The organism is Thioclava sp. ES.031 (assembly GCF_002563775.1).
Classification (GTDB): Bacteria; Pseudomonadota; Alphaproteobacteria; order Rhodobacterales; family Rhodobacteraceae; genus Thioclava.
Genome location: NZ_PDJO01000001.1, coordinates 2,883,439 through 2,907,396, shown reverse-complemented (window position 1 = coordinate 2,907,396; position 23,958 = coordinate 2,883,439). Strand labels below are relative to the sequence as shown.

Below are 23,958 nucleotides of genomic sequence, written 5' to 3'. Positions count from 1 at the left end.
GCTTTGGAATCATGTTCCTTTCCATCTGCGCAGCGAGCCGTGGCAAAGCGATGTGCCTGACGCGCGCTGCCGAAATTACCTCCGTGTTTACCCCCCAAATCGAGAGGAACAGTTCGATGGAAGATGACAAGAAGCCCGAGCGCACCGTTTGGGAAGAAATCGAGGTCGCTGGCAACCAACTCGTCGATCGCGTCAAGGAATTGGCGCAGGAGGGGAGCGTGCGCCAGCTGCGTATCAGCTCCGCCGGCGGGGATCCCTTCGTCGAGGCGCCCCTCAATCTCAGCCTCGTCGTCAGCGGGGTCGTGGTGCTCGCAGCACCTTGGCTGGCCGTCCTCGGCGTGATCGCCGGATTGGCCACCCGGGTGAAGGTGGAAATCGAGCGGGTCGAGGAACCCGACGAAGACGATAAGAAGGACGAGTAGGCCCCGGGGCGGGCGGAGCGGGAGCGCCATTCGCGTGGTGCTTGCGCTCCGACCCGGATATCCGGCGCCAAAGCTTCAGGACGGCGGGATCAGCACGATCTTCCCGGCGTGGCGTTTTTCCTGAAACACCTTCTGCGCCTCGGCGATCTGATCGAGCGGGTAGGTGGCGGCCAGCAGGGGCCGGATTTCGCCCTTCTCGACATAGGAGATCAGGTTGCCGAAGACCGGCGCATCCCATGCGGTGCAGCCGATCAGCGTGATGTCCTTGAGATATAGGTCGCGCATGTCCAGCTCCACGACCGGTCCGGCAATCGCACCCGACGAGGCATAGCGCCCGCCGCGCCGGAGCAGTTTCAGCATCGTGCCGAATCCCGGCCCGGCGACGTTGTCGATCACCACGTCCACGCTGTTTTCGCCGATCGCCGCTACGGGGTCGTCTTCGCGGCAGAGCACCTGATCCGCACCGATCTCCAGCACGATCTCGCGCTTGGTGGCGCTGGTGATGGCGACCACCTCCGCGCCGCGCCGTTTGAGAAGCTGGATCAGCGCCGAGCCCACGCCGCCCGAGGCACCGGGGACCAGTACGCGCTCTCCCGCGGTGACGCCTGCGCGGTGGATCATGTTCTCGGCGGTGCCGTAAGCGCAGGGCAAGGTGGCGAGTTCGGCGTCGCTCCAATCGCTGTCGGTGGCGAAGACCTCGCCTGCGGGCACTTTCACATATTGCGCGAAGGCCCCGTCGAAATTGGAGCCGAGCCAGACCGTGTCCATCGAGGAGAAATCCGTCGCGCGCATGCAGGACCGCACCAGAACGCGGGTGCCGATCCGGGCCGCGTCGCCACCGTCGCCCACCGCAACGACCCGGCCGCAGCAATCGGTGCCTTGGATGAGCGGGAAGGGCGTGGCCCCGCTCCAGCCGCCATCGGCGTGCGGAGCGTCCTCGCGCGAGTCCTGCGTGCCGGATTTGACCTCGGAAGAATACCAGCCCAGCCGGGTGTTGATGTCGGTATTGTTGATGCCCGCCGCGAGCACCTTCAGCAGCACCTCGCCGGGCCCCGGTTCGGGCATCGCGACCTCGCGGCAGTCGAGCCGCTCGTAGCCGCCCGTTCCGGTCGTGACTACGGCCATCATCGTGCCTTTGGGCGTGTCGCTCATGCTGCTTTCCTCCCGAAACCGAACCCTTGGTGAAATGAGTCAGGGCGCGGTCGGGACAAACCGAACCGCGCCCTGAGAATGATAGCCGAACAGGGGGCGCGCAGGCTCAGCGCGCCACGCAATCCGCGAAGTAATGCGTCTTGCCGTCCTCGCCCGTCTCCGTCACGAGGCCGTGGATGTCGGTCTCGAACCCGGGGCATTCGCTGGCGAATTCGCGGTTGAAGCGCAGGTAATCCACGATCTTCGCGTTGAAGACCTCACCGGGAATCAAGAGCGGGATGCCCGGCGGGTAGGGGGTCACGAGGCTCGTCGTGATCCGGCCTTCCAGCTCGTCGATCGAGACGCGCTCGGTCTTTCGCCGCGCGATATGCGAGAACGCCTCCGACGGGGTCATCTCGGGGTGATGGTCGGTCAGGTAGATCTCGGTCGAGAGCCGCGCGACGTCGTATTTCGCGTAAAGCGAATGGACGTGCTGGCTGAGATCCTTCAGCCCCATGCGCTCGTAGCGCGGGAACTTCGCCGAGAATTCCGGCATCACGCGCCATAGCGGCTGGTTCTTATCGTAATGGTCCTTGAACTGCTGCAGCGCGGCCAGCAGCGTGTTCCAGCGGCCCTTGGTGATGCCGATCGTGAACAGGATGAAGAAGCTGTAAAGCCCGGTCTTCTCGACCACGACGCCATGCTCGGCGAGGTATTTCGACACGATCGAGGCGGGGATGCCGCTGTCGTCGAAACGCCCTTCGATATCGAGGCCGGGGGTGATGATCGTGGCCTTGATCGGGTCGAGCATGTTGAAGCCCGGCGCCATGTCGCCAAAGCCGTGCCAGCTATCCGAGCCGGTGGTCTCCACGCCCTCGGCATCGGTCTTCTTGAGAACCCAGTCGCGGGTCTCGGCCATGCCGTCGCCATCGGCGCGGAAATCGGTCGGGCCCCAGACCTGGAACCACCAATCCTCGGGGCCGTATTCCTCTTCGACCTTTACCATGGCGCGGCGGAAATCGAGCGCTTCGACGATGCTTTCCTCCACCAGCGCGGTGCCGCCCGGAGGCTCCATCATCGCCGCCGCCACATCGCAGCTTGCGATGATCGAATATTGCGGGCTCGTGGAGGTGTGCATCAGGTAGCTCTCGTTGAAGAGATGCCGGTCGAGCTTTTCCTCCTTGCTGTCCTGCACGAGCACATGGCTCGCCTGCGAAATCCCGGCGAGCAGTTTATGCACGGACTGCGTCGCATAGGTGATCGACTTGGTCGTGCGCTCGCGCTTGCGACCCATCGCGTGATACTGGCCGTAGAACGGGTGGAAGGCGGCATGCGGGATCCACGCCTCGTCGAAATGCAGGTTGTCGACCCAGCCGTCGAGCATCCCCTTGATCACTTCGGTATTGTAGAGCACGCCGTCATAGGTCGACTGCGTCAGCGTCATGATGCGCGGCTGCACCGCGTCGATATCGTAATCGGCGAGAAGCGGGTTCGCGCGCATCTTCGCCTTGATCGCCTCGGGTTCGAATTCCGAGCGCTGGATCGGGCCGATGATGCCCCAATGGTTGCGCGTGGGCTTCAGGAAGACCGGGATCGCACCGGTCATGATGATCGCGTGCAGGATCGACTTGTGGCAGTTGCGATCCACGACGACGACGTCGCCCGGCGCGACCGTATGGTGCCAGACCATCTTGTTCGAGGTCGAGGTGCCGTTGGTCACGAAGAAGCAGTGATCGGAGTTGAAGATCCGCGCGGCGTTGCGCTCGGAGGCGCCGATCGCGCCGTTATGATCGAGCAGCTGACCCAGCTCCTCCACCGCGTTGCAGACATCGGCGCGCAGCATGTTCTCACCGTAGAACTGGTGATACATCTGCCCGATCGGCGATTTCAGGAAGGCGACGCCGCCCGAATGGCCCGGGCAGTGCCACGAGTAGGAGCCGTCCTCGGCATAGTCGAGCAGCTGCTTGAAGAAGGGCGGCTGGATGCTTTCGAGATAGCTCTTCGCCTCGCGGATGATGTGCTTGGCGACGAATTCGGGCGTATCCTCGAACATGTGAATGAAGCCGTGCAGCTCGCGCAGGATATCGTTGGGCAGGTGGCGCGAGGTCTTGGTCTCGCCATGCAGGAAGATCGGCACATCGGCATTCTTCCAGCGCACTTCCTCGATGAAGGCGCGCAGCTTCTCGACCGCCGGGTCCAGTTCGGGACCGGAGGAGAATTCCTCGTCGTCGATCGCCAGTACGAAGGCCGAGGCGCGGCTTTGCTGTTGGGCGAATTGCGACAGGTCGCCGTAGCTGGTGACGCCGAGCACTTCGAACCCGTCGGCCTCGATGGCTTGCGCGAGTGCCCGGATGCCGAGACCGGAGGTATTCTCGGAGCGAAAATCCTCGTCGATGATGACAATCGGGAAGCGAAATTTCATCAGGGGGGTCCTCTCTCGGGCCTGTCTGGGTCGGGCGAATGGGGCGCGTGTGCGCGCCCTGTTCATTTCAGCCGAATATAGGCAAGGTCAAGCCCGTGCGGGAGACCCTCCCGCACGGGCATGGCCCGATCAGCTCTGGATATGGGCGAAGCCCTTGCCGAGGATCGGGCCGGTCGGGCGGCCTGTGGGCGAGCCGCCCGCGGGTTCCAGCGTGATCTCGTAAAGCTGCTGCGGTGCGGGGTCCGGCAGGGCCGGGCCGGTCAACACCGCAGGCGCCACCCGGTCGAGCGTGCCGAGCGACACCGGGCCCGTCTCTGGCGAGGGAAGCGTCCAGGCCTGAATCGTTTTGCCCGAGGGCAGCGTCACATCGGCCACGAAGCGGATTTTGGCATCGCGATTGCCGTAATCCTCGATCACCGCCTGCGGCTCGCCCGATGCATTCATCAGAACGGCGACCACGCGCGGCTCTGGCGTCGGGCGCAACGTGCCCGCGCCCAGACCCACCGCGAGACCGATGATCCCCGCCGCGATCAACCAGCGCCGCTTCGGGCGCGGGGCTTGCGGCAGGTTGTCGGCTTGCGGCGGGACCGGCGTGATCGTCACCCCCCGCGGGGTCGCGTCTTCGTGCGCAGGTTCCGCCGCGATGCGTTCGCGCAGGCGATCCATGAAATCGTCGGGGAGGTCAGCCTTGGGCGCGGAGAGATCGAGCGGCAGAAGCCCGTCGCGCAGCGCCGCCACGCGGGCCTCCAGCGCAGGGTCGCGCGTCAGCAGTTCCTCGAACAACTCGGCTTCGGTTTCCCCAAGCAGGCCAAGGACGTAATCGTCTGCGATGGCGTTGAGGTCGGTCCGGTTCAGGCTCATGACAGGCACTCCCTCAGGCTGGCCAATCCGCGACGGATCCAGCTTTTCGCCGTGCCCAGCGGCACCGATTGGCGCGCGGCGATCTCGCCATGGCTGAACCCGCCGACATGGGCGAGCAGGATCGAATGGCGGCTGGCCGGGTCGAGCGCCTCCAGACAGTCGCGCAGGCGGCTGGAGCCTGCGAGCATCTGCCAGCCCTCTTCGGGCACGCTCTGTTCACGCGCATCCTGCAACGCCCCCAATTCCTCGGGCGAGAGCAGGCTCAGCCGTTTTCCGTCGCGCAGAATGTTCAGGCAGCGGCTGCGCAGGACGGTATAGACCCAGCCCTTGGCCGACCCGGGATTGCCGCTGAATTGCCCGGCCTTGCGCCAGATGCGCACCAGCGCCTCCTGCAAGGCTTCCTCGGCCAGATCGGTGCGGCCCAGAATGCGCTTGGCCACGCCCAGCATCCGTCCGCCTTCCAGCGCCACCAGCCGCTCAAGCGCGCCCGCATCGCCCTCGGCGCAATCGTGCAGCGCCTGCGCAACGGGGCAGCTTTCCGCATTCGTCATAAACGCTCCCATGTTCCGCCTGCCGCGCGGCGGTCTCTCCCGGACCAAGTTCTTCACGATTTTCTCCCGTTTCCAAGCTCTAGACCCGCGAAACGCTCGATTGGATGAAATTTATTTTGCGGACGACCGATGAAAGTGCGGGGGCACGACCTCGCAGAAAAAAATTTCGATTTCCTGCATCCGATCCGCATCTGGCCGGGTCTAGGGGGCATGGACGGCGCGAAAGGCGCTTGCCGCGAACAGGGAAACGAAAGGAATAACCATGCTGAAACTGACCCTCTCGACCGCTCTCGTCACCGCAATGGGCGCAAGTGGCGCCTTGGCGGCCTCGGCCATCGGCCTCGTGGGCGACAAGACGCTCGTGATGTTCGATACCGACACGCTCGAAGTCACCGGCACGATGGATGTCACCGGCACCGCGAAGCTGCACGGGATCGATCTGCGCCCGTCGAACAAGACGCTGGTCGCGGTGGATGCCGATCAGGCGCTCTACACGATCGACATGGAAAGCGGCGCTGCGACGAAACTCTCGCAGATGGACAAGATGCTGCCCGTGGACGGGCCGGTGATCGTCGATTTCAACCCGAAGGCCGACAAGCTGCGCTTCATGTCGGGCACCACCAATCACCGCGTGAACGTGGAAACCGGCGAAGTGACCGTCGATGGCAGCCTCGCCTTCGAGGGGGCTGACATGCATGCCGGTGAAGCGCCTGCGATCGCGGCTGCCGCCTATGCCAACAGCTACGGGATGCCCGACAGCACCGCGATGTATGACGTGGACTCTACCATCGTCGCGTTGATCCAGCAGACCTCGCCCAATGACGGCACGCTCGCCGCCATCGGTAAGTTCGGCATCGACATGCCGGGCGAAGGCTATGCGTTCGACATCCAGACCACCGAAGACATGACGAACACGGCGTGGCTCGCCACCGGGAACATGCTCTACACCGTCGACCTCGAGACCGGGGACGCGACGGGCAAGGGCATGGTCGAAGGGGCCGGAGGCGACATCCGTGACTTGACGATCCTGCCGGCGATGTAAGTGGGGCGCCGGCAGCGGCCGGTTCGTCAAGACGGGGCCATCCGGAGTCTTCCCGGGTGGCCTCAGTTTTTCCGCGATCAGGGCCTGCGTCGGACGAGGCGTCGGACGTGACGTTGCGGGGGAGCGAAGTAAACTATTCTGTCCAAACCCTTAAAATTCACGTCGCCGTGCCCCAATTGTGATCAATTCCGATCCCATTCCCGAGAAGGGCGAGCGCAGATGACAGATCCTAGCAAAAGACTGAGCGCGGCCGAGACCAAGGGCCTGCGCACCGCCAAGGAATTGGAGGGCCATCTTGCCTGGCTCGACACGATCACACCTGCGGCGCTGGGCGTGCTGGCGATCGCCTCGGGGATCTACACCTATCTCGGCGTGTCCTCGATCCTCGAGGATAACGGCGCGATGAGCTTCTTCGCGGCGCTGGCCTATTCCATCGCCGTCTCGGTCGGGATTTTCGTCTTCTGGAGCTACATGCTGCGGCTTCTGCCCGCGATGCGCACGGCCAGCGGCTTTGTCGGGCTGACGGTGTCGACCATCGTGGGCTCGCTCGCCATCGTCGCGATGTCGAGCTGGCTCAATGCGGCGGCGCTGGCGGGTTCGGCGGCGGTGGAGCAGCATCTGGACACCACCGTGCGCGACTACCAGTCCGCGCTGGAGCAGGCCCATGATATCACGCTCTCGGCGCAGGCGCTGGGCCGCGAGGTCGAACGCGCGCGGGCGGCCTTCGAGGCGCTGGCGGATCAGGAACAATCGGGCCAGCTCTCGGGCACGGCAGGGCGGGGCGCGGTGTTCCGCGTGCTGACCCAGAAGACCGAGGAACTGGCCAATCTCGAAGAGCAGATCCGCGCGCAGCAGCCGCTGATCGACGGCTCGTTTGAGACCGGCAACCAGATCCTCGGGCGGATGCGCGCGCTGATCGTGGCGCCCGGCCCGGTGGAGAAACGCTCGGTCGAATTCGCCGAGCAAAGCGTGCGGCTGGCGGGCGTGATCGCACGGCTCGATCAGCTGTCTGTCGCGCCGCTGGTGGCCCGCGCGGCGCAGGATTTGCCCGCCTCGGTGGTGCTGCCGGAACTGGACGGGCGCACGACCAATGTCCGCGATGCGCAGTCGTCGACCATCGATTCCGTGCTGGAAGCGCTCGATCAACGGGGGCGCACGCTCGAGCGCGCCGCCGACGAAGTTCTGGCCCGCGATCCGCCGATCCAGACCGCCTATAACCCGATCACCAGCGCCGAGGCCGTGATCCGCTACGCGGGCAGTTTCGTGCCCTCCTGGGCCGGGGCGATCGCGATCGACCTGCTGCCCGCCGTGCTGGTTTTCGTGCTGGCGGTGACGCAGGCCGCGATCCGCTCGGGCCGCGACGGGCTACCGATCGAGGAGACGCTGACGCTGGCCGATCTGAAGGCCGCGCTGAACGCGATGCGCGATGTCGAGCAGACGATGAGTGGCGCGGATGCTGAGATGCTCAAGCGGGTGTCCGAGAAGGTCGATCCGCCTGCGCCCGCGGATCCGCCGCCGCGCCCTGCGGAGAGCTGAGCGATGCGCCTGTCGCTGCCAAACTTCGACCGGTTCGACGTGCGCCGCTGGCTGCGCGCCGTCTTGCTGGTGCAGGTCGGCATCGCCGTGGTGATGATCGCGGGCGACTGGCTGGGGCGCTATCGCCCGCAGCCGCCCTCCGCCGTGCCCGAGATGACCGAGCCGGTCGCGCCGGGCGATCAGCGCCGCCGCTTCGATCCCGCGCGCCCGACGCCACGCCGGGATGCGCCTGCGCTGCCGCCGGGGATCGAGCTGCCGTCGAGCTATCCCGACCGGCTGACCTTCGCGCGCGAAGAGGTCGAGGGTATCGGCACGGTGCTGCTGCTGAACGGGGCCATCGCGCCGGGCGATGCGGATCGGCTGGAAACCTATCTCGGGCGTTTTGCCGAAGGCGACGCGACCGAGGAAACCCCGACGACAGTCGCGCTCAGCAGCCCGGGCGGCGAGGTGACCGAGGCGCTGGCCATTGGCCGCGTGCTGCGCGAGGCCGAGAAGAGCACCGTGATCCTGCCCGGCATGGCCTGCATGTCGGCCTGTCCCTATGTCCTCGCGGCAGGTCAGGAACGACGTGTCTCGCCCGACGGATATGTCGGGATGCACCAGCATTACTACGACGAGAACCTCTACATGCCCGCCTATTTCGCGGTCGAGGAAATCCAGCGCGGGCAGGGGCGGACGATGGAGTACCTGATCGACATGGGCGTCGATCCCGGCGTGATGATCTATTCGCTGACGACCCCGCCGGAGGACATCTACATCCTGCTGCCCGAAGAGCTTCTCGACAGCCAACTCGCGACGGCGATGCTCGAGTGATCCGGCGCGGCGATACCGCCTGACGACGCTGGGTCAACCTGCGGTCCGGGCCCGCCCCTGCGCCTGAACACGAAAACTTCGTCTACTTCCGGTTGACGGCAGGATTTAGCCGAGTAGAGAGGCCATCGCGATTTTGTGCTGGCGTTTGCAGTGCGTGATCCGACACAACAAAGAAAAACAACGCGGGTGCACGATGCGCCCCGACTCCTGAGCAGAAGCGAGCTACCCTCGTGTCAGATACCCTATCTCCGACCGGGCAGAAGCCTGCGCCGGTCTCGGTTCAGCCCTTTCAATTCCGCGGTCTGTTCCTGACCGCCATCGCGCTACGGCTCGAGACCGACGCGCCCGATGACGTGTTCTATGCAGCACTCGATGCGCAGCTTGCGAAAACGCCGCATCTGTTGGCCGGAGCGCCGATGGTGCTCGATTTCGCGCAGGTGCCGGAGTTCTCGAAACCGGCCGATGTGCGCGACATGATCGACAACCTCTTCGCGCGCGATCTGCAGATCTTCGGGGCGCAGAACGCCACCGAGGCCCAGCTAAACGCCGTGAAAGGCTACGGAATTATCCCGATCAAGGTGGGCCGCGAGACCGCGATGCCCGAGCCGAAGCCGCCAAAACCGCAAAAGCCGCAGCCCGCGGCGAAGCGGGCGGCGCCGCCGGCCCCGCGCAACAAGGTCGTGAAGACGCCGGTGCGTTCGGGGCAGATGATCGTGGCCGAACATGGCGATCTGACGGTGATCGGCTCGGTCGCGTCGGGCGCGGAACTGGTCGCGGCAGGCAATATCCATGTCTATGGCGCGCTGCGTGGTCGGGCCATGGCCGGCGCGCATGGCGATGAGAGCGCCCGCATCTTCTGCCGCCAGCTCGACGCTGAATTGCTCGCGATCGCGGGCCTATACAAAACGAGCGAAACCATCCCCGCGGAGCTTCGTCGCAAGCCCGTGCAGGTTTTCCTCGACGATGACAAACTCTGTGTGGAGGCGTTCGAATGACGCAACTCAAGGACGATTCGCCGCTCGGCAAGGTGATCGTGATCACCTCGGGCAAGGGGGGCGTGGGCAAGACCACTTCCGCCGCCGCAATCTCTGCCGGTCTCGCCAAGCGCGGCCATAAGACCGTCGTGATCGATTTCGACGTGGGCCTGCGCAACCTCGACATGATCATGGGCTGCGAGCGCCGCGTGGTGTTCGACTTCATCAACGTGATTCAGGGCGATGCGCGGCTCAAGCAGGCGCTGATCAAGGACAAGCGGGTGGAGACGCTCTCGATCCTGCCGACCTCGCAGACCCGCGACAAGGACGCGCTGACGCAAGAAGGCGTCGAGAAGGTGCTCGACGAGCTGCGTCAGGAATTCGACTACATCATCTGCGACAGCCCTGCCGGGATCGAGCGTGGCGCGCAGCTGGCGATGTTCTTCGCCGACGAGGCGGTCGTCGTGACCAACCCCGAAGTCTCTTCGGTGCGCGACAGCGACCGGGTGCTGGGCCTTCTGTCGTCGAAGACCCGCCGGGCCGAAAGCGATGGCGAGCCGGTCAAGGCGCAGGTGCTTCTGACCCGTCACGACCAGTCGCGCATCGACAAGGGCGAGATGATGACGGTCGAGGACGTGCTGGAGCTTCTGGCGGTCCCGCTGATCGGTATCGTGCCCGAAAGCACCGCCGTTCTGCGCGCGTCGAACACCGGTATGCCGGTCGTGCTCGACGAGCCCTCCAGCGCTTCGGCGGCCTATGACGACGCGGTCTCGCGCCTGCTGGGCGAGGACATTCCGATGCGCATTCCGGGCGAGAAGCGTCCCGGCTTCATCGGTCGTCTCTTCGGGCGGTCCGCATGAGCCTGTTCGGTTTCTCGCTCAAACCCCGCCGCGCGAAGTCGGCGCAGACGGCCAAGGACCGTTTGCAGATCCTTCTCGCGCATGAACGCGGAAGCGGGTCGGCGCAGGCCGACTACCTTCCCGATCTGCAACGCGACATCCTCGCGGTGATCCGCAAATACATGCAGATCGAAGAGGATGGCGTCGATATCCGGATGGAGCGCAACGACGATATCTCGAGCCTCGAGATCAATATCGAGATGCCCTCGGATGCGGAGAAAACCGCCAAATCCGCGAAGCCCGCAAAACCGGCTGCGAAGCCGGCGGGCCGGAAATAAGCGGTCTCTAGAGATGCTCCGGTGCGGCTGACTGGCTGCGCCGGAGAACGCTTTGCCGATGGCCCGCGTGCCAGAGATAAAGCACCAGGCTCCCGATCACGATCGCCCCGCCTGCCAGCATCGCGCGGCTCGGGGCCTCGCCCGTTCCCCACCAGACCCAGATCGGCCCGAGGATCGTCTCGAGCAGCATCAGCAGGCTGACATTCGAGGCCGAGGTGTAGCGCGAGGCAAAGGACAGCGACATGAAGGAGATCGGCAGCACCACGCCGCCTGCGAGAACGATCGCCCAGACCTGACCGCTGGCGATGCCGCCGCCGAGACCGAAACCGCCCGTCCAGATCAGCGCCGCGACGCCAGCGAGGGCAGCGCCCGTGCCGACCGCGAGAAGGATCGGCAGATGCGGATTGCGCCGGATCGTGACGAAGGTCAGCGACAGGCATAGCGCGACCCCAAGCCCCGCAAGCGCGCCGTAGACCGGATTGCCGCCCACGCTCGCCGGGGCAGGGCCGAAGACGGCCAGCCCGATCCCGCTGAGAACGGCGGCGATGGCGAGCCATGTCGACCAATGGGTCTTCTCGCGCAGGATCAGCCGGGACAGCAGCGCCGCGAAAACCGGCACGGTCGAGATGCTGAACAGCACGACCGAGACCGGGGCGGCGGCGATCCCCACGGCAAACAGCGTCATGTTCGAGAAATGGCAGGCGACCAGCACGAGACCCGCGCCGCTGGCGAGCGCGCGCAGGTCCCGCTTCAGGTGACGTCTGCGCAGGACGATCGAGGTCAGCCACATCGCGCCGCCCATCAGCAGGCCGCGCCACATCACCATCTGCGCGCCGCTCATCTCGGACCAGCGCATCAGCAGCGTGTCGGGCGAAATCGCCAGCGCGCCGAACAGCGCGAGCAAAATCCCGAACATCGGATGTCTGGTCATGATGGGGCTCCCTGCGCGCGGATCGCGCGTCTGGCGATCTCTAGCGGGCTACGCGCGCGGTTCCAAGGCCGGGCAAGAGAACACCGGCCCGAGGGAAGCGGGCCGGTGTCCCAGATCGCAAGGATTTTGGGAGATCAGTTCGGCAAGGCTCCGCAGAACCCGCCGCTTGCGACCTGACCGGATCCGAAGGCAAAGGCCGGGGGGCTTGGTAGGGATTGAGCGGCGCTCCGATCAGATCGGCGCCGATCAGAAGAAGCAGCCCCGCGAGGGCGGTGAAGGCAGTCGCTTTCCGGGTCATGCGCGCGCCTCCAGTCCAAGGAGGGGCCGCAGGCGGATGCCGACGAAAGCACCCGCGAAGGCGGCGGCGAACCAGACCCAGCCATGCAGGCTGCCCGTCGAGATCCCCGAGAAGAACGCGCCCACGTTGCACCCGAAAGCCAGCCGCGAGGAATAGCCCAGCAGGAAGCCTGCGATGATCGTCGCGACCCAGGCGCGGGCCGGGTAGCTCGGCAGTTTCTGCGACAGCCCGCCCTGACGCCATGCGGCGACGCCGAACGCACCCGCGATCAGGCCGATATCGGTGAGCGAGGTGTAGTCGGTCAGCAGGCTCTCCTTCACGCGGGTGATCGAGCCGGGGGCTGCGTAGAAGGCCGATTGCGTGAGGTCGAAGCCCATCCCGTTGACGCCCTTGGCGACCCAGAGGCCCAGCCCGTAGACCACGCCCCAGGGCTGCCCCGCGACCAGCAGGTTTGCGATGGCGAGCGCTGCGAGAACGAGGGCCGCGATGACGTAGCGCCGCGGCAGGCTCCGCGAGCCACGCTTGCCGAGGAAGAAGACGGTGGCCGCGACCAGCGCCAGCAGGACCAGCGTCACGGTCAGCCCGCTCGTGCCGCGCAGCGTCAGGATCGGCAGCGCGCCGAGATTGGTCCACCAGATCAGCCCATAGGCGCCGAAGAAGCTGCCGATGGCGAAGAACGGGAGCGCGAGCAGCCCGATCGGGTTGCCCGAGCCCGCATTGACCAACGTGCCCGAGCCGCAGCCCATCACGACCTGCATCGCCGCGCCGAAGACGAACGCGCCGCCGACCATCGCGAAGCCGATCGGGGCCTGCGCGCCGGTCAGCTCGCCCGGATGGCTCGAGATCGCCGGGATCGCGACGATGGACACCAGCGCGATCGCCAGAAGCTGCGCGAGGATGCCCGCAGGCTCACGCCGCACGATCATCGCGCGCCACGGGCCCGCAAAGCCGAAGCGCAGCCCTTCGAGCGCGATGCCGAAGCCCAGCCCGATCGCCAGCATGAAGCCGTAGCGCGCGCCGCCGAACAGCGCGAGAGCTGCGACCGCTGCAAGGGCCGCGAGGATCAAAGCACTGCGCCGGGCGATTCCGCCCGACGCTGCCTGCCGTTCAAGAATGGCAGTATTCATCATCAGCCTCCGGTGAGCTGGTTCAGCAGGTTGCGCAACAGGCCGGGCGTGTTCGCCATCTCACCGTCGGTCTTGGAATATTCCACCATCGAACCGGGGTAGATCTTCACGTTCTCGATGCCTGCGAGCTCGGACATGGCGAACCAGTCGGTCGCCGCCCAATGCCCGGTATTGCAGAAGGACACGACCTCTTCGCCATCCTTGATGCCCAGCTGCTCTTTCAGAGCGGCTGCGTCGGCTTTCGCGTCGATCACCGTCGCGCCGGAGCGGAAGAAGTTGGTGTAGGGCAGGTTCTCCGCACCGGGCAGGGTGCCGGGACGCGCTGCGGCGGAGTGGGCTTTCTTGCCCTCGAAAAAGGCCGGCGGACGCGCATCGACGAGCACAGCCTTGCCCTTGCCGTTGACGAGATCGCTCACCGCCGGGGTTTCCGCCGTCCAGCGGTCATTCCACGTCAGATCGAGATCGGTCGGCATCAGGTTCTCGGTCACGTCCGACATCGGCAGGCCCGCATTGGCCCAGGCGGTCGTGCCGCCATTGAGGATCGACAGATCGGTGAAGCCGGTGCTTTTCAGCGTCCAGTAGACACGTGCGGCGGCGCCGAAGTCGGTATCCGTGTCGCCCTGCGCGATGATCACGACGGGACGGTCGGGCTCGAGCCCGATCTGCTCGAAGGAAGCCTCCAGTTTGGCAATCGGCGGCACCTGACCGGGATTGTCATCCGGGCCGCGGAACAGCGAATAGGGCGCATAGACGGCCCCATCGATATGGCCTTTTTCATAGCTGCCGGTGCGGATGTCGAGCAGCACCGGATCGAGCGTGTCGATCTCGGCGCTCAGCTCGCTCGGGGTGACGAGCGGACCGAGGTCGCTGGCCATCGCGGCACTGGCGGCGAAGAGAGCAGCGCCGGTCGCGGCGGCTGCGGAAATACGTGCGAGACGGGTCATGGGAAACCTCGCTGGTTAGGGATTTTGTCCCAAATTGTTCAGGATTTCCGTGATAGCAAGTTTATGCCGGTCGCTGATCCTATTGCGCGGAAGGAAAATATTCCGGTATCGGCGTGGTTCGCGAGATTTGCGTCCCGTTCCGGAGGGCAGGTTGGACGCGCGGTCTGTCGCGGTGCTGAAGGGCGCGACCGCGTTTTTATTCGCAGGGGAACGGCTTTCGGCCCCGGTAGCCGGGATTTCGGCAGTGGGCCCGCTCCACGCCGTGAGAATCGCCTGCCGCGCCCCCGGGTTGGCAGTCGCCGCCCGATGCCGTTAAGGATTGGGCGAGGTGCGCGTCTGGGGAGGATCAACGTGAGCAAGTTATTCGTCGGTGTCGATGTCGGAACCGGTTCGGCGCGCGCAGGGATTTTCGATCGGGAGGGCACGCTTCTCGGCGTCGGCAAGCGCCGGTTGGAGATGTGGCAGGACGATCATGGCCATGTCGAGCAATCGAGCGCCCAGATCTGGCAGGCGGTTTGCGATGCGGTAAAAGGGGCCTTGGCGGCCTCGGGGACCGACCCGCGCGATGTCGCGGGGATCGGGTTCGACGCGACCTGTTCGCTCGCCGTGATCGGCCCGGAGGGCGGGCTGCCCGTGGGCGATCCTGATGCGCCCGAGCGCGATGTCATCGTCTGGATGGATCACCGCGCCCGCGATCAGGCGGCGCGGATCAATGCGGGCGATCACGACGTGCTGCGCTACGTGGGCGGGCGCATTTCGCCGGAGATGCAGACGCCGAAACTGATGTGGCTACGCGAGGAGCGCCCCGAGATCTACGCGCAGGCCGTGCAGTTCTTCGACCTTGCCGATTTCCTGACATGGAAGGCGAGCGGCGCGCTGGAGCGCTCCGCCTGCACGGTCACCTGCAAATGGACCTATCTCGCCCATGAGGGCCGCTGGGATCCGGCCTATTTCCACGCGATCGGCCTTGGCGATCTGGCGGAGGACGGTTTCGCCCGGATCGGCGCGCGCATCGTCGATCCGGGCACGCCGCTTGGGGCTGGACTGACCGAGGAAGCTGCTGCGCAGATGGGCCTGACGCCCGGAACGCCGGTCGCGGCCGGGCTGATCGACGCCCATGCCGGCGGGATCGGCACCGTGGCGGCACAGGGCGGGTCGGGCAATCCGGCGCACTGTCTGGGCTATGTGTTCGGGACCTCCTCCTGCACGATGACTTCGACGCGTGAGCCTGCCTTCGTGCCCGGCGTCTGGGGTCCGTATTTCTCGGCGATGATCCCGGGGATGTGGCTCAATGAGGGCGGCCAATCGGGCGCGGGGGCGGCGATTGCGCAGCTCGTGCAACTGCATCCGGCGGCAGCCGAAGCGCGTGACCGGGCTAAGGCCGCAGGCAAATCCGTGCCCGAATTCCTCGCCGATCTCGCGCTCGAGACGGCGGGTTCACCCTCGGAGGTGGCACGGCTTGCCGAAGCGCTGCACGTGGTGCCGGAATTCCTTGGCAACCGCGCGCCCTTTGCCGATCCCGATGCGCGGGCGGTGATCGTGGGACAGGGGATGGAGGCCGGTCTGGACTCGCTCGTGGCGCTTTATGTCGCGGGGGTGTGCGGGCTGGCCTATGGCCTGCGCCAGATCATCGAGGTGCAGGCCGAACATGGCGCGCCGATCTCGGAGATTTCGATCTCGGGCGGGGCGGGGGCGCATCCCGTCACCCGCCAGATCATCGCCGATGCGACCGGGCGCGACGTCGTGGTCACGCGCTGCGAGGAGCCGGTGCTGCTGGGGGCTGCGATGCTCGGCGCGGTCGCGGCGCAAGGCTTCGACGATCTGCAAGGCGCGATGGGAGCGATGTCGCAGGTCGCGACCCGGTTTGCGCCCGCAGGCGGCGCGGTGGAGCGTTTGCACGCGGCGCGGTTCAACGCCTTCCTGACGCTGCAATCGACGGCGCGATCCGTGCGCGAGACGATGGCCAAGGCGGCCGAGTGACGAGATTGGGTAACAAGGTGTGACGCTGCGGCGCAGTCTTGGTTGGAACGCAGTGCTTGCTTTCGCAGGTCCGGTTTCGGACACTCTGCGGATTATAGAATGCGTTTCGAAACCCAAATCTTGAAAGCCAAATCGTGACCAGACCCAGCCGCCAACAAGAGCGGATCGACCAGATAACCGCCTTGCTCGATGTCTCGCCCGCCCTGCGTTTGCGCGACCTGTCCGAGCAGATGGGCGTGACCGAGATGACCCTGCGGCGCGACGCGGCGCAGCCCGAAGCGGGGTTTGCCTGCCGGGGCGGCTATATCGTCACCACCCGCACGACCGAGCATTACGACTTCGACGCGCAGATGAACCGCGCCATCGACGCCAAGCGCGCGGCGGCGGGTCATGCGCTGGAGCTGGTGCCCGAGGGGGCTGTCGTGTTCCTCGATACCGGGACGACGCTGCCCCATCTCGCGCGGCTTCTGGCGCAGGGCAAAGCGCGGCGAATCATCACCCATTGTCTGACCACGGCGGAGATCCTGCAGGGGCGCAGCAGCGTCCCGGTCGAGTTTCTGGGCGGCGAAATCAAGTCGAGCACGCGTTCGTGTCATGCCGGAAATCCGCAGGACCGATTGGCGCCTTTGGGTGTTGATGTGGCGTTCCTGTCGGCGGGCGGGCTCGATTCCGACGGGGCGCTGAGCTGTTCGCACGAGTACGAAGTCCCCTTGAAACGTGCGGCGATAGAGCTTTCAAAACAATGTTTTGTGGTGATGGACGCCAGCAAGATCGGCCAGCGAAAGCCGGTCGTTTTCGCCACGCTCGACGAGGTTTCGGGCGTCGTTACCGAGGCCGGGCTTCTCGCTGCAGCGCAGCTTAAGATGTAGTTGACACTTCTCTTCACGATCTAGATGGTTCCGAGTTATGTTGCGATCGTAACATTACTTGGAGGGCCGGTTTCGGCATGTGCCTGAACCGGAAATTGCGGACGAGGAGGTCCGCGTGAAGGGAGAATTATCATGAAGTTCGGATTCATTCCGGCGGCTGCGCTCGCGGTTGCTGTCGCTACCCCCGCGCTCGCTCAGCAGGTTGTCGATACGAGCAATGTCGACAAGGAAATGCTCAGCTCCGACAAGACCTACCACATCGCGACCGTGGTGAAGGTGGACGGCATCGCGTGGTTCGACCGGATGCGTGACGGCGTGAAGCAGTTCGGCGACGACACCGGCAGCGATACCTGGATGGTCGGCCCCTCGCAGGCGGATGCGGCAGCGCAGGTGCAGCTGATCGAGAACCTGATCGCGCAGGGCGTGGACGCCATCGCCGTCGTGCCGTTCTCGGTGGAAGCGGTCGAGCCGGTGCTCAAGAAGGCCCGCGATCGCGGCATCGTCGTGGTCAGCCACGAAGCCTCGAACATCAAGAATGTCGATTACGACATTGAAGCCTTCGACAACAAAGCCTATGGCGCGGAGCTGATGGATCACCTCGCCAAGCAGATGGGCGAGAAGGGCAAATATGTCGCCACCGTCGGCTCGCTGACCTCGAAGTCGCAAAACGAGTGGATCGACGGCGCGATCGAGCGTCAGAAGCAAGCCTATCCGGACATGTCGCTCGCGACAGATCGTCTGGAGACCTATGACGACGCGAACACCGACTACAACAAGCTGAAAGAGGCGCTGACCGCGCATCCCGATATCACCGGTGTCGTGGGTGGTCCGATGCCGACCTCGGCGGGCGCCGGTCGTCTGATCGCGGAAGGCGGCCTGCAGGGCAAGCTGCACTTCGCGGGCACCGGTCTTCCGTCGGTCGCGGGTCAGTACATCTCGCAGGGCGATATCAGCTACATCCAGTTCTGGGATCCGGCGGTTGCTGGCTACGCGATGAACATGATCGCACTGGCCGAGCTGAAAGCGCGTGATGCGGGCAAGGACCATGCCGATATCAAGGCGGGCACCAACCTCGGTCTCGAAGGCTATACCAACCTCAAGGAAGCCGATAGCGCGGACGCGAAAGTGCTCTACGGGGCCGGCTGGGTCGGCGTGACCAAGGACAACATGGATCAATACAACTTCTGATCCCTGACGGTTCTCAAGCTCGGGTGGCGCGCGCAGTCGCGCCACCCGTTGCCGACCTGCCTGCGAGGAGACCCCCATGGCCACCGCTCCCCTGATCGAGCTGCGCAACATCTCGAAGCGCTTCGGCGGCGTGCGCGCGCTCGATGACGTGTCGCTGACGCTCGACGCCGCCCGCATCCACTGCCTCGCCGGCGAAAACGGTTCGGGCAAATCCACCCTGATCAAAATCGTCTCGGGCGTCTATCAGCCCGACGAGGGCGAGATCCTGATCGACGGCAAGCCGGTCGGCAAGCTCGACCCCGCGACCTCGATCGCCCATGGCGTGCAGGTCATCTACCAAGATTTCTCGCTGTTCCCGACGCTGACGGTCGTCGAAAACCTCGCGCTCAACACCTTCCTGCGCGAAGGCAAGACCCGGATCGACTGGCGCCGGGCGCGCAAGATGGCGCGCGACGTGCTGGCGCGGCTCGATGTGACGCTCGATCTCGATGCGACCGTCGAGACACTGCCCGCCGCAGGCCGCCAGATCGTGGCGATTGCCCGCGCGATGCTCGCCGATGCGCGGCTGATCATCATGGACGAACCCACGACGACGCTCACGGGGCGCGAAGTCGAACGCCTCTTCCGCATCGTGCGGGATTTGCAGGCCGACGGCATCGCCACGCTCTTCGTCAGCCACAAGATGCGCGAGATGCTGGAAATCTCCGAACGTCTTACCGTCTTCCGCAATGGCAAGAAGGTCACCGAGGGCCCGATCTCGGATTACGACGAACGCTCGATCACCCGGGCGATGACCGGGCGCGATTTGCATCAGGGGCATTTCATAGCCCCCGATGTCAGCGGGCGCGAACCGCGGCTGGAGCTGCGCAACGTGACCGTCGGTGACAAGGCGCAGGGCATCAACCTGACGCTGATGCCGGGCGAGATCGTCGGCATGTCCGGCCTGATCGGCGCAGGCCGCAAGGCCATCGCGCAGGCGATCTTCGGTCTGCGCAGCGACATGAGTGGCGAGATGCGGGTCGACGGCAAACCCGTGATGCCGAAGAACGTCCCCGAAGCGATCGCGGCGGGCATCGCCTATGTGCCCGAGGATCGCCTGTCGGAGGGGCTGTTCCTGACCCGCTCGATCCGCGACAACGCCATCGTCTCCTCGCTGAGCCGCTTCGCGCCGCATCTGTGGCTCGATGCCGAGAAGGCGGGGGAGGAGACCCACAAGATGTTCGGCGAGATGGCGATTTCCGCGCCGGGGATCGACGTGCCGGTGGGCACGCTCTCGGGCGGGAACGCGCAGCGCGTCATGATCGGCCGCTGGCTGATGACCGATGCGCGCGTGCTGATTCTGAACGGCCCGACCGTGGGCGTCGATGTCGGCTCGAAAGAGCAGATCCACGGCATCATTCAGGACCTGACCCGCAATAACGATCTGGCGGTGCTGATGATCTCGGACGACCTGCCGGAGCTGGCTGCGAACTGCAATCGCGTGCTGTGCATGACCGAGGGCCGCATCACCGGAGAACTCGCGGGCGACGCGCTGACCGAAGAGGCGCTCGACGCGGCGCTGTCCAATGAGAAACAAGGAGAGCCCGCATGAGATTCCTGCGCAGCTCCGACGCGATCATTCTGGCGATCCTTGCGGTCGCGATGATCTTCATCGGGTTGGTGAACCCGGCCTTCTGGCAAATGTCCAACCTGTTCAGCCTGCTCAAGGAAAACGTCGTGATCGGTATCATGGCGCTTGGCGTGCTGCTGGTGATGATCTCGGGCGGGATCGACGTGTCGTTCACCGCTTTCGCGGTCGCGGGGATGTATCTCGTGGTCCGCTCGATGGTGGCGCTCGATTATAACGGGCTGGTGCTGCCCTTCGCCTCGGCGATCATAATCGGCGGGCTTCTGGGCCTGATGAACGCGGGCATCATCCACAAGTTCAAGATGATCCCGCTGATCGTGACGCTCGGCACGGCCTCGGTCGTGCGCGGGCTGGTGCTGGGCTTTGTCGGCACCTCGAACGTGAACATCAACAAGATGCCCGAAGCGCTGGTGAATTTCGGCAAGACCGACCTGTTCGTGCTCGAGCGCGCGAATGGCTCGACCTACGGGCTGACCGCGATGATCGTGATCTATCTCGGCCTCGCCGTCGCGCTGCATCTGGTGCTGAAGCACACGATGATCGGACGCTCGGTCTATGCCTATGGCGCGGATCCGGAAGCGGCGAAACGTGTAGGCTTTTCGACCGGCCGCACGATGATCTTCGTCTATGTCACGGCGGGCGCGCTGGCGGGCTTTGCGGGGCTGTTGCACAGCTCGATGATCTGGCTCGCCAATCCGCGCGACTTCGTGGGGCTCGAGCTCGACGTGATCGCGGCGGTCGTGCTGGGCGGGGCGTCGATCTTCGGCGGGCGCGGCACGGTGCTTGGCACGGTGCTGGGCGTGTTCATCCTCGTGATGATCCAGAATTCGCTGATCCTGATGGGGATCGATACGACATGGCAGCGGGTCGTCGTGGGCGCGATGCTGGTTGCGGCTGTGACCGTGACGGCGCTGCGCGACCGCCGGGCTTTGGTGTGAGGCAGGGGAGATGATGATGAGCGAGACCAAGACCAACCCCGCCTCCGGACCGCGTAGCTGGTTCAAGGGCGAAGCCTCCCAGACCAACGTGATGCTGGCCGTGACCTGTGTGCTGGTGCTGATCGCGATGACGGCGCTGCGGCCTTCGATGTTCCTGTCGTCTTACAACTTCGAGTCGATGGCCTTCTTCATGCCGGAGCTCGGGATCCTGTCGATCGCGATGATGATCGCGATGCTGACCGGGGGGATCGACCTGTCCATCGTAGGCGTCGCGAACCTCGCGGGCATCACGGCCGGAACCCTTTTCGGCGCGATGGCGGGCGATGGCGGCTCGGGCGCATTGGGCCTTGGCCCGGTGACGCTGGGCGTGAGCGCGGCCCTGATCGTGGGGCTGCTGGCAGGGCTGCTGAACGGCTTCCTGATTTCGGTGCTGAAGATCACGCCGATCCTTGCGACGCTGGGCACCGGTCAGGTGTTCATCGGGATGTGCCTCGTGCTGACGGGCGGGCCTGCGATTGTCGGCTTCCCGCCGGGCTGGAACGCGATCGGCAACGGCAAGCTGCTGGGCATCCCGGTGCCGCTGGTGATCTTCGTGCTGGTCTGCATCGCGCTGTCGTTGCTGCTCGCGCGGACCTCCTTCGGGCTGCGGCTGAAGCTGATCGGGACGAACCCGAAAGCTGCGGTCTATGCGGGCGTGAAGCGCGGCCAGATGATCCTCTATTCCTACATGCTGACGGGGATGCTGGCCGCGATGGCTGGGATCCTGCTGTCGGCGCGGACCAATGCGGCGAAGTCGGATTACGGCGCGTCCTACCTGCTGCAGGCGGTGCTGATCGCGGTGCTGGGCGGGACCAACCCGGCAGGCGGTCGCGGCAATGTGCTGGGCGTGGCCCTTGCACTGATCTCGCTGACGCTGTTGTCCTCGGGCTTCCAGATGATGCGGGTCTCGAACCACCTGATCGATTTCGTCTGGGGCGCCTTCCTGATCGGGGTCATCGCCCTCAACTCGTGGCGTCGCCGGAAAGGAGCGTAAGATGAGCGTGATCATTCCTCTTCCGCGTGAGCGGTTCGGGCCGGCCCCGAGCGTGCTCGCCAAGACCGACGGTTTCACCGTCACCGGCTGGCGCACCGCGCTTGGCATCGAGATGATCGGCGTGGACACCCCGCGCGGCCGGGTCGAGATGCTGCCCTACATGGGCCAGATGCTCTGGGATGCGGTGTTCGACGGCGTGCGCCTGACGATGGACAGCGCCTTTCCCGAGCCGCGCCCGGCGCAGGTGATCGTCGAGACCTATGGTTGTCTCGCCTATCACAGCGGTTTGCTGCGCAACGGCTGCCCCGGTCCGCAGGACGACCATCCGCTGCATGGCGAGATGGCCTGCGCCACGATGGACGCGGCCCATCTGGAGATCGGCGAAGACGGGCAGGGCGCGTTCGTGCGCCTTGGCGGTCACGTCGATTACATCCGCGGCTTCGGGCCGCATTACCGGGCGATGCCCTCGATCACGGTGCGGGAAAACACGCTGATCGAGATGGCGATGACGGTCGAGAACCGCTCCGCCCTGCCGATGGACCTGATGTATATGTGCCATGTGAACTTTGCCTTCGTCGAAGACGGGCGCATCCATCAGGCAGCCCCTTTCACACCGGAGCGCACGCGCGTCCGCCGCGACGTGCCCGCCCATGTGCAGCCGACGCAGGCCTATACCGATTTCATCGAACGGCTGGCCGAGGCGCCCGAAGACAGCGCGACCCTCGACGCGCCCGAGAAATGGAACCCCGAGCAGGTTCTCTATATCGAGCGCCCGGCTGCCGATGCATCGGGCGAAAGTCATGCGCTGCTTGAGCGGCCCGCGGGCGACGGCTTCGCGATGAGCTGGCGGCCCGATCAATTCGACCACCTCGCGCGCTGGATCCTCAACGGCGAGGACGCCTCGGTCGCGGCCTTCGCGCTGCCGTCCACCTGCGAGCCCGAGGGCTACACGGCGGAGAAGGCGAAGGGCCATGTCCGCAGCCTCGCAGCCGGAGAGACCGCGCATTTCGCGACCCGCTTCGGCTATACTGACAAGGCCGAGACCACCGCGCTCGCCAAGACGATTTCCGACCTGACGGAGAAAGAGAATGCCTGAGAAGATAGCCGTCGTCGGCTCGAACATGATGGATCTGGTGACCTATATCGACCGGATGCCGGGACGCGGCGAAACCTTGGAGGCCCCCGATTTCGCGATGGGGTTCGGGGGCAAGGGCGCGAACCAGGCGGTTGCCGCCGCGCGTCTGGGCTCGGATGTCGCGATGGTCACCTGCGTGGGCGATGACGGATTCGGCCCGCAGGTCCGCGCCAATCTGGAAACCAACGGGATCGACACGACCCATGTGCGCACTGTCGCAGGCTCGGCCTCGGGCGTGGCGCCGATCTTCGTCGAGCGCGATGGCGAGAACGCGATCCTGATCGTGAAAGGGGCCAATGCGGCGCTGGCCCCTTCGGATGTCGATGCGGCGGCCGAGACGTTGCGCGCGGCCTCCGCGATCCTGATGCAGCTCGAGGTCGATCTGGAAACCGTCTATCACACCGTGGCCTTCGGGGCGCGCGAGGGGGTGACGACGATCCTCAACCCCGCGCCTGCGCATCCCGATCTGGATATCGCGCGGCTCGACGGGCTCGACTGGTTCTGCCCGAACGAGAGCGAGCTGGCGATGCTCTCGGGTCTGCCCACCGGCACCGATGACGAGGTGATCGCCGCCGCGCGCAGCCTGATCGAACGCGGCATCCACAACGTCGTCGTGACGCTCGGCGGGCGCGGCGCACGCCGGATCACCGCTGACACCGTCGAAGAGATCGCCCCAGTTTCCGTCAGCCCGGTCGATACCACCGGCGCGGGCGACGCTTTCATCGGCAGCTTCGCGCATTTCCTCGGTCAAGGGATGGAGCCCACCGCGGCGCTGACCCGCGCCGCGCGCTATGCCGCATTGTCGATCACCCGTCGCGGCACGCAAACAAGCTACGCGACGCCCGCCGAATTCGACGACTTTCTTTCCGAGCATGGGCTCGGCTGACTTATGCTGATCTTGTCCCGATCGCGCACGCCCGGGAATTACTCCGGACGTGGCGGCGAGGCTGTGACGAGTC

22 protein-coding genes are annotated in these 23,958 nt (G+C 65.4%); 15 read left to right on the top strand and 7 right to left on the bottom strand.

The genetic code is table 11. From position 1 onward, the window contains the following. Positions 1-116: 116 nt before the first annotated feature. Complete coding sequence (locus AXZ77_RS13870) at positions 117-422, top strand: DUF4342 domain-containing protein (protein WP_098411599.1); 306 nt, start codon at positions 117-119, stop codon at positions 420-422. 75 nt (positions 423-497) lie between these two features. Here AXZ77_RS13870 and AXZ77_RS13865 read toward each other — a convergent pair whose 3' ends face one another. The 4 genes from AXZ77_RS13865 to AXZ77_RS13850 all read right to left on the bottom strand — a co-directional run bounded on the left by AXZ77_RS13865 (position 498) and on the right by AXZ77_RS13850 (position 5,387). Then, the gene (locus AXZ77_RS13865; RefSeq protein ID WP_255266509.1) at positions 498-1,574 is read right to left on the bottom strand and encodes an alcohol dehydrogenase family protein; all 1,077 of its coding nucleotides are present in this window, start codon (positions 1,572-1,574) and stop codon (positions 498-500) included. A 106-nt stretch (positions 1,575-1,680) separates the two neighbouring features. After that, positions 1,681-3,975: an arginine/lysine/ornithine decarboxylase gene (locus AXZ77_RS13860; RefSeq protein WP_098411598.1), complete on the bottom strand. Its 2,295-nt coding sequence runs from the start codon at positions 3,973-3,975 to the stop codon at positions 1,681-1,683. Between the two features lie 129 nt (positions 3,976-4,104). Next, a complete protein-coding gene (locus AXZ77_RS13855) occupies positions 4,105-4,836 on the bottom strand; it encodes an anti-sigma factor (RefSeq protein ID WP_098411597.1) in 732 nt (243 codons plus the stop codon). Continuing rightward, the gene (locus tag AXZ77_RS13850) at positions 4,833-5,387 is read right to left on the bottom strand and encodes a sigma-70 family RNA polymerase sigma factor (RefSeq protein WP_176536046.1); all 555 of its coding nucleotides are present in this window, start codon (positions 5,385-5,387) and stop codon (positions 4,833-4,835) included. Before AXZ77_RS13850 ends, AXZ77_RS13855 begins: the two co-directional genes overlap by 4 nt. A gap of 262 nt (positions 5,388-5,649) precedes the next feature. On the opposite strand from AXZ77_RS13850, the gene AXZ77_RS13845 reads away from it, so the two are divergent. The 6 genes from AXZ77_RS13845 to minE all read left to right on the top strand — a co-directional run bounded on the left by AXZ77_RS13845 (position 5,650) and on the right by minE (position 10,929). Next, positions 5,650-6,429 (top strand): DUF4394 domain-containing protein, encoded by a 780-nt coding sequence (locus AXZ77_RS13845; RefSeq protein ID WP_098411595.1) that lies wholly within the window; start codon positions 5,650-5,652, stop codon positions 6,427-6,429. A gap of 219 nt (positions 6,430-6,648) precedes the next feature. Then, entirely contained in the window at positions 6,649-7,965 is a 1,317-nt protein-coding gene (locus AXZ77_RS13840; protein ID WP_098411594.1) for a hypothetical protein, read from the top strand. A 3-nt stretch (positions 7,966-7,968) separates the two neighbouring features. Beyond that, entirely contained in the window at positions 7,969-8,778 is an 810-nt protein-coding gene (locus AXZ77_RS13835) for a hypothetical protein (RefSeq protein WP_098411593.1), read from the top strand. Positions 8,779-9,008: 230 nt separating this feature from the next. Then, positions 9,009-9,773, top strand: a complete 765-nt coding sequence (gene minC / locus AXZ77_RS13830) for a septum site-determining protein MinC (protein ID WP_098411592.1) — start codon at positions 9,009-9,011, stop codon at positions 9,771-9,773. Continuing rightward, positions 9,770-10,612, top strand: coding sequence for a septum site-determining protein MinD (gene minD, locus AXZ77_RS13825; RefSeq protein ID WP_078520208.1), 843 nt, complete (start codon positions 9,770-9,772; stop codon positions 10,610-10,612). Before minC ends, minD begins: the two co-directional genes overlap by 4 nt. Beyond that, on the top strand, positions 10,609-10,929 hold the full coding sequence (minE, locus tag AXZ77_RS13820) for a cell division topological specificity factor MinE (RefSeq protein WP_176536045.1): 321 nt from the start codon (positions 10,609-10,611) through the stop codon (positions 10,927-10,929). Before minD ends, minE begins: the two co-directional genes overlap by 4 nt. A gap of 7 nt (positions 10,930-10,936) precedes the next feature. Here the strand turns inward: minE and AXZ77_RS13815 are convergent, their stop codons facing one another. From AXZ77_RS13815 to AXZ77_RS13805, 3 genes are all read right to left on the bottom strand, one after another. Next, positions 10,937-11,860 carry a DMT family transporter gene (locus AXZ77_RS13815; RefSeq protein WP_098411591.1) on the bottom strand — a complete coding sequence of 308 codons (924 nt, stop codon included), beginning with the start codon at positions 11,858-11,860 and terminating at the stop codon, positions 10,937-10,939. A gap of 294 nt (positions 11,861-12,154) precedes the next feature. Further along, complete coding sequence (locus AXZ77_RS13810; protein ID WP_255266508.1) at positions 12,155-13,285, bottom strand: YeeE/YedE thiosulfate transporter family protein; 1,131 nt, start codon at positions 13,283-13,285, stop codon at positions 12,155-12,157. A 2-nt stretch (positions 13,286-13,287) separates the two neighbouring features. Next, the gene (locus AXZ77_RS13805; RefSeq protein ID WP_098411589.1) at positions 13,288-14,229 is read right to left on the bottom strand and encodes a sulfurtransferase; all 942 of its coding nucleotides are present in this window, start codon (positions 14,227-14,229) and stop codon (positions 13,288-13,290) included. A gap of 306 nt (positions 14,230-14,535) precedes the next feature. Between AXZ77_RS13805 and AXZ77_RS13800 the strand changes: the two genes are divergently transcribed. The 8 genes from AXZ77_RS13800 to rbsK all read left to right on the top strand — a co-directional run bounded on the left by AXZ77_RS13800 (position 14,536) and on the right by rbsK (position 23,885). After that, positions 14,536-16,209 (top strand): FGGY-family carbohydrate kinase, encoded by a 1,674-nt coding sequence (locus AXZ77_RS13800; RefSeq protein ID WP_218000489.1) that lies wholly within the window; start codon positions 14,536-14,538, stop codon positions 16,207-16,209. A 134-nt stretch (positions 16,210-16,343) separates the two neighbouring features. Further along, complete coding sequence (locus AXZ77_RS13795) at positions 16,344-17,078, top strand: DeoR/GlpR family DNA-binding transcription regulator (RefSeq protein ID WP_078520204.1); 735 nt, start codon at positions 16,344-16,346, stop codon at positions 17,076-17,078. 132 nt (positions 17,079-17,210) lie between these two features. Next, positions 17,211-18,266 carry an autoinducer 2 ABC transporter substrate-binding protein gene (locus tag AXZ77_RS13790; RefSeq protein ID WP_098411587.1) on the top strand — a complete coding sequence of 352 codons (1,056 nt, stop codon included), beginning with the start codon at positions 17,211-17,213 and terminating at the stop codon, positions 18,264-18,266. 76 nt (positions 18,267-18,342) lie between these two features. After that, positions 18,343-19,857 (top strand): sugar ABC transporter ATP-binding protein, encoded by a 1,515-nt coding sequence (locus AXZ77_RS13785; protein WP_098411586.1) that lies wholly within the window; start codon positions 18,343-18,345, stop codon positions 19,855-19,857. Further along, positions 19,854-20,831 carry an ABC transporter permease gene (locus AXZ77_RS13780; RefSeq protein ID WP_098411585.1) on the top strand — a complete coding sequence of 326 codons (978 nt, stop codon included), beginning with the start codon at positions 19,854-19,856 and terminating at the stop codon, positions 20,829-20,831. The genes AXZ77_RS13785 and AXZ77_RS13780 overlap by 4 nt, the downstream gene beginning before the upstream one ends. Positions 20,832-20,847: 16 nt before the next feature. After that, entirely contained in the window at positions 20,848-21,864 is a 1,017-nt protein-coding gene (locus tag AXZ77_RS13775; RefSeq protein ID WP_255266507.1) for an ABC transporter permease, read from the top strand. 1 nt (position 21,865) lies between these two features. Next, complete coding sequence (locus tag AXZ77_RS13770) at positions 21,866-22,960, top strand: DUF4432 family protein (protein WP_098411584.1); 1,095 nt, start codon at positions 21,866-21,868, stop codon at positions 22,958-22,960. After that, positions 22,953-23,885, top strand: coding sequence for a ribokinase (gene rbsK / locus AXZ77_RS13765; RefSeq protein ID WP_098411583.1), 933 nt, complete (start codon positions 22,953-22,955; stop codon positions 23,883-23,885). The genes AXZ77_RS13770 and rbsK overlap by 8 nt, the downstream gene beginning before the upstream one ends. Positions 23,886-23,958 lie beyond the last annotated feature (73 nt).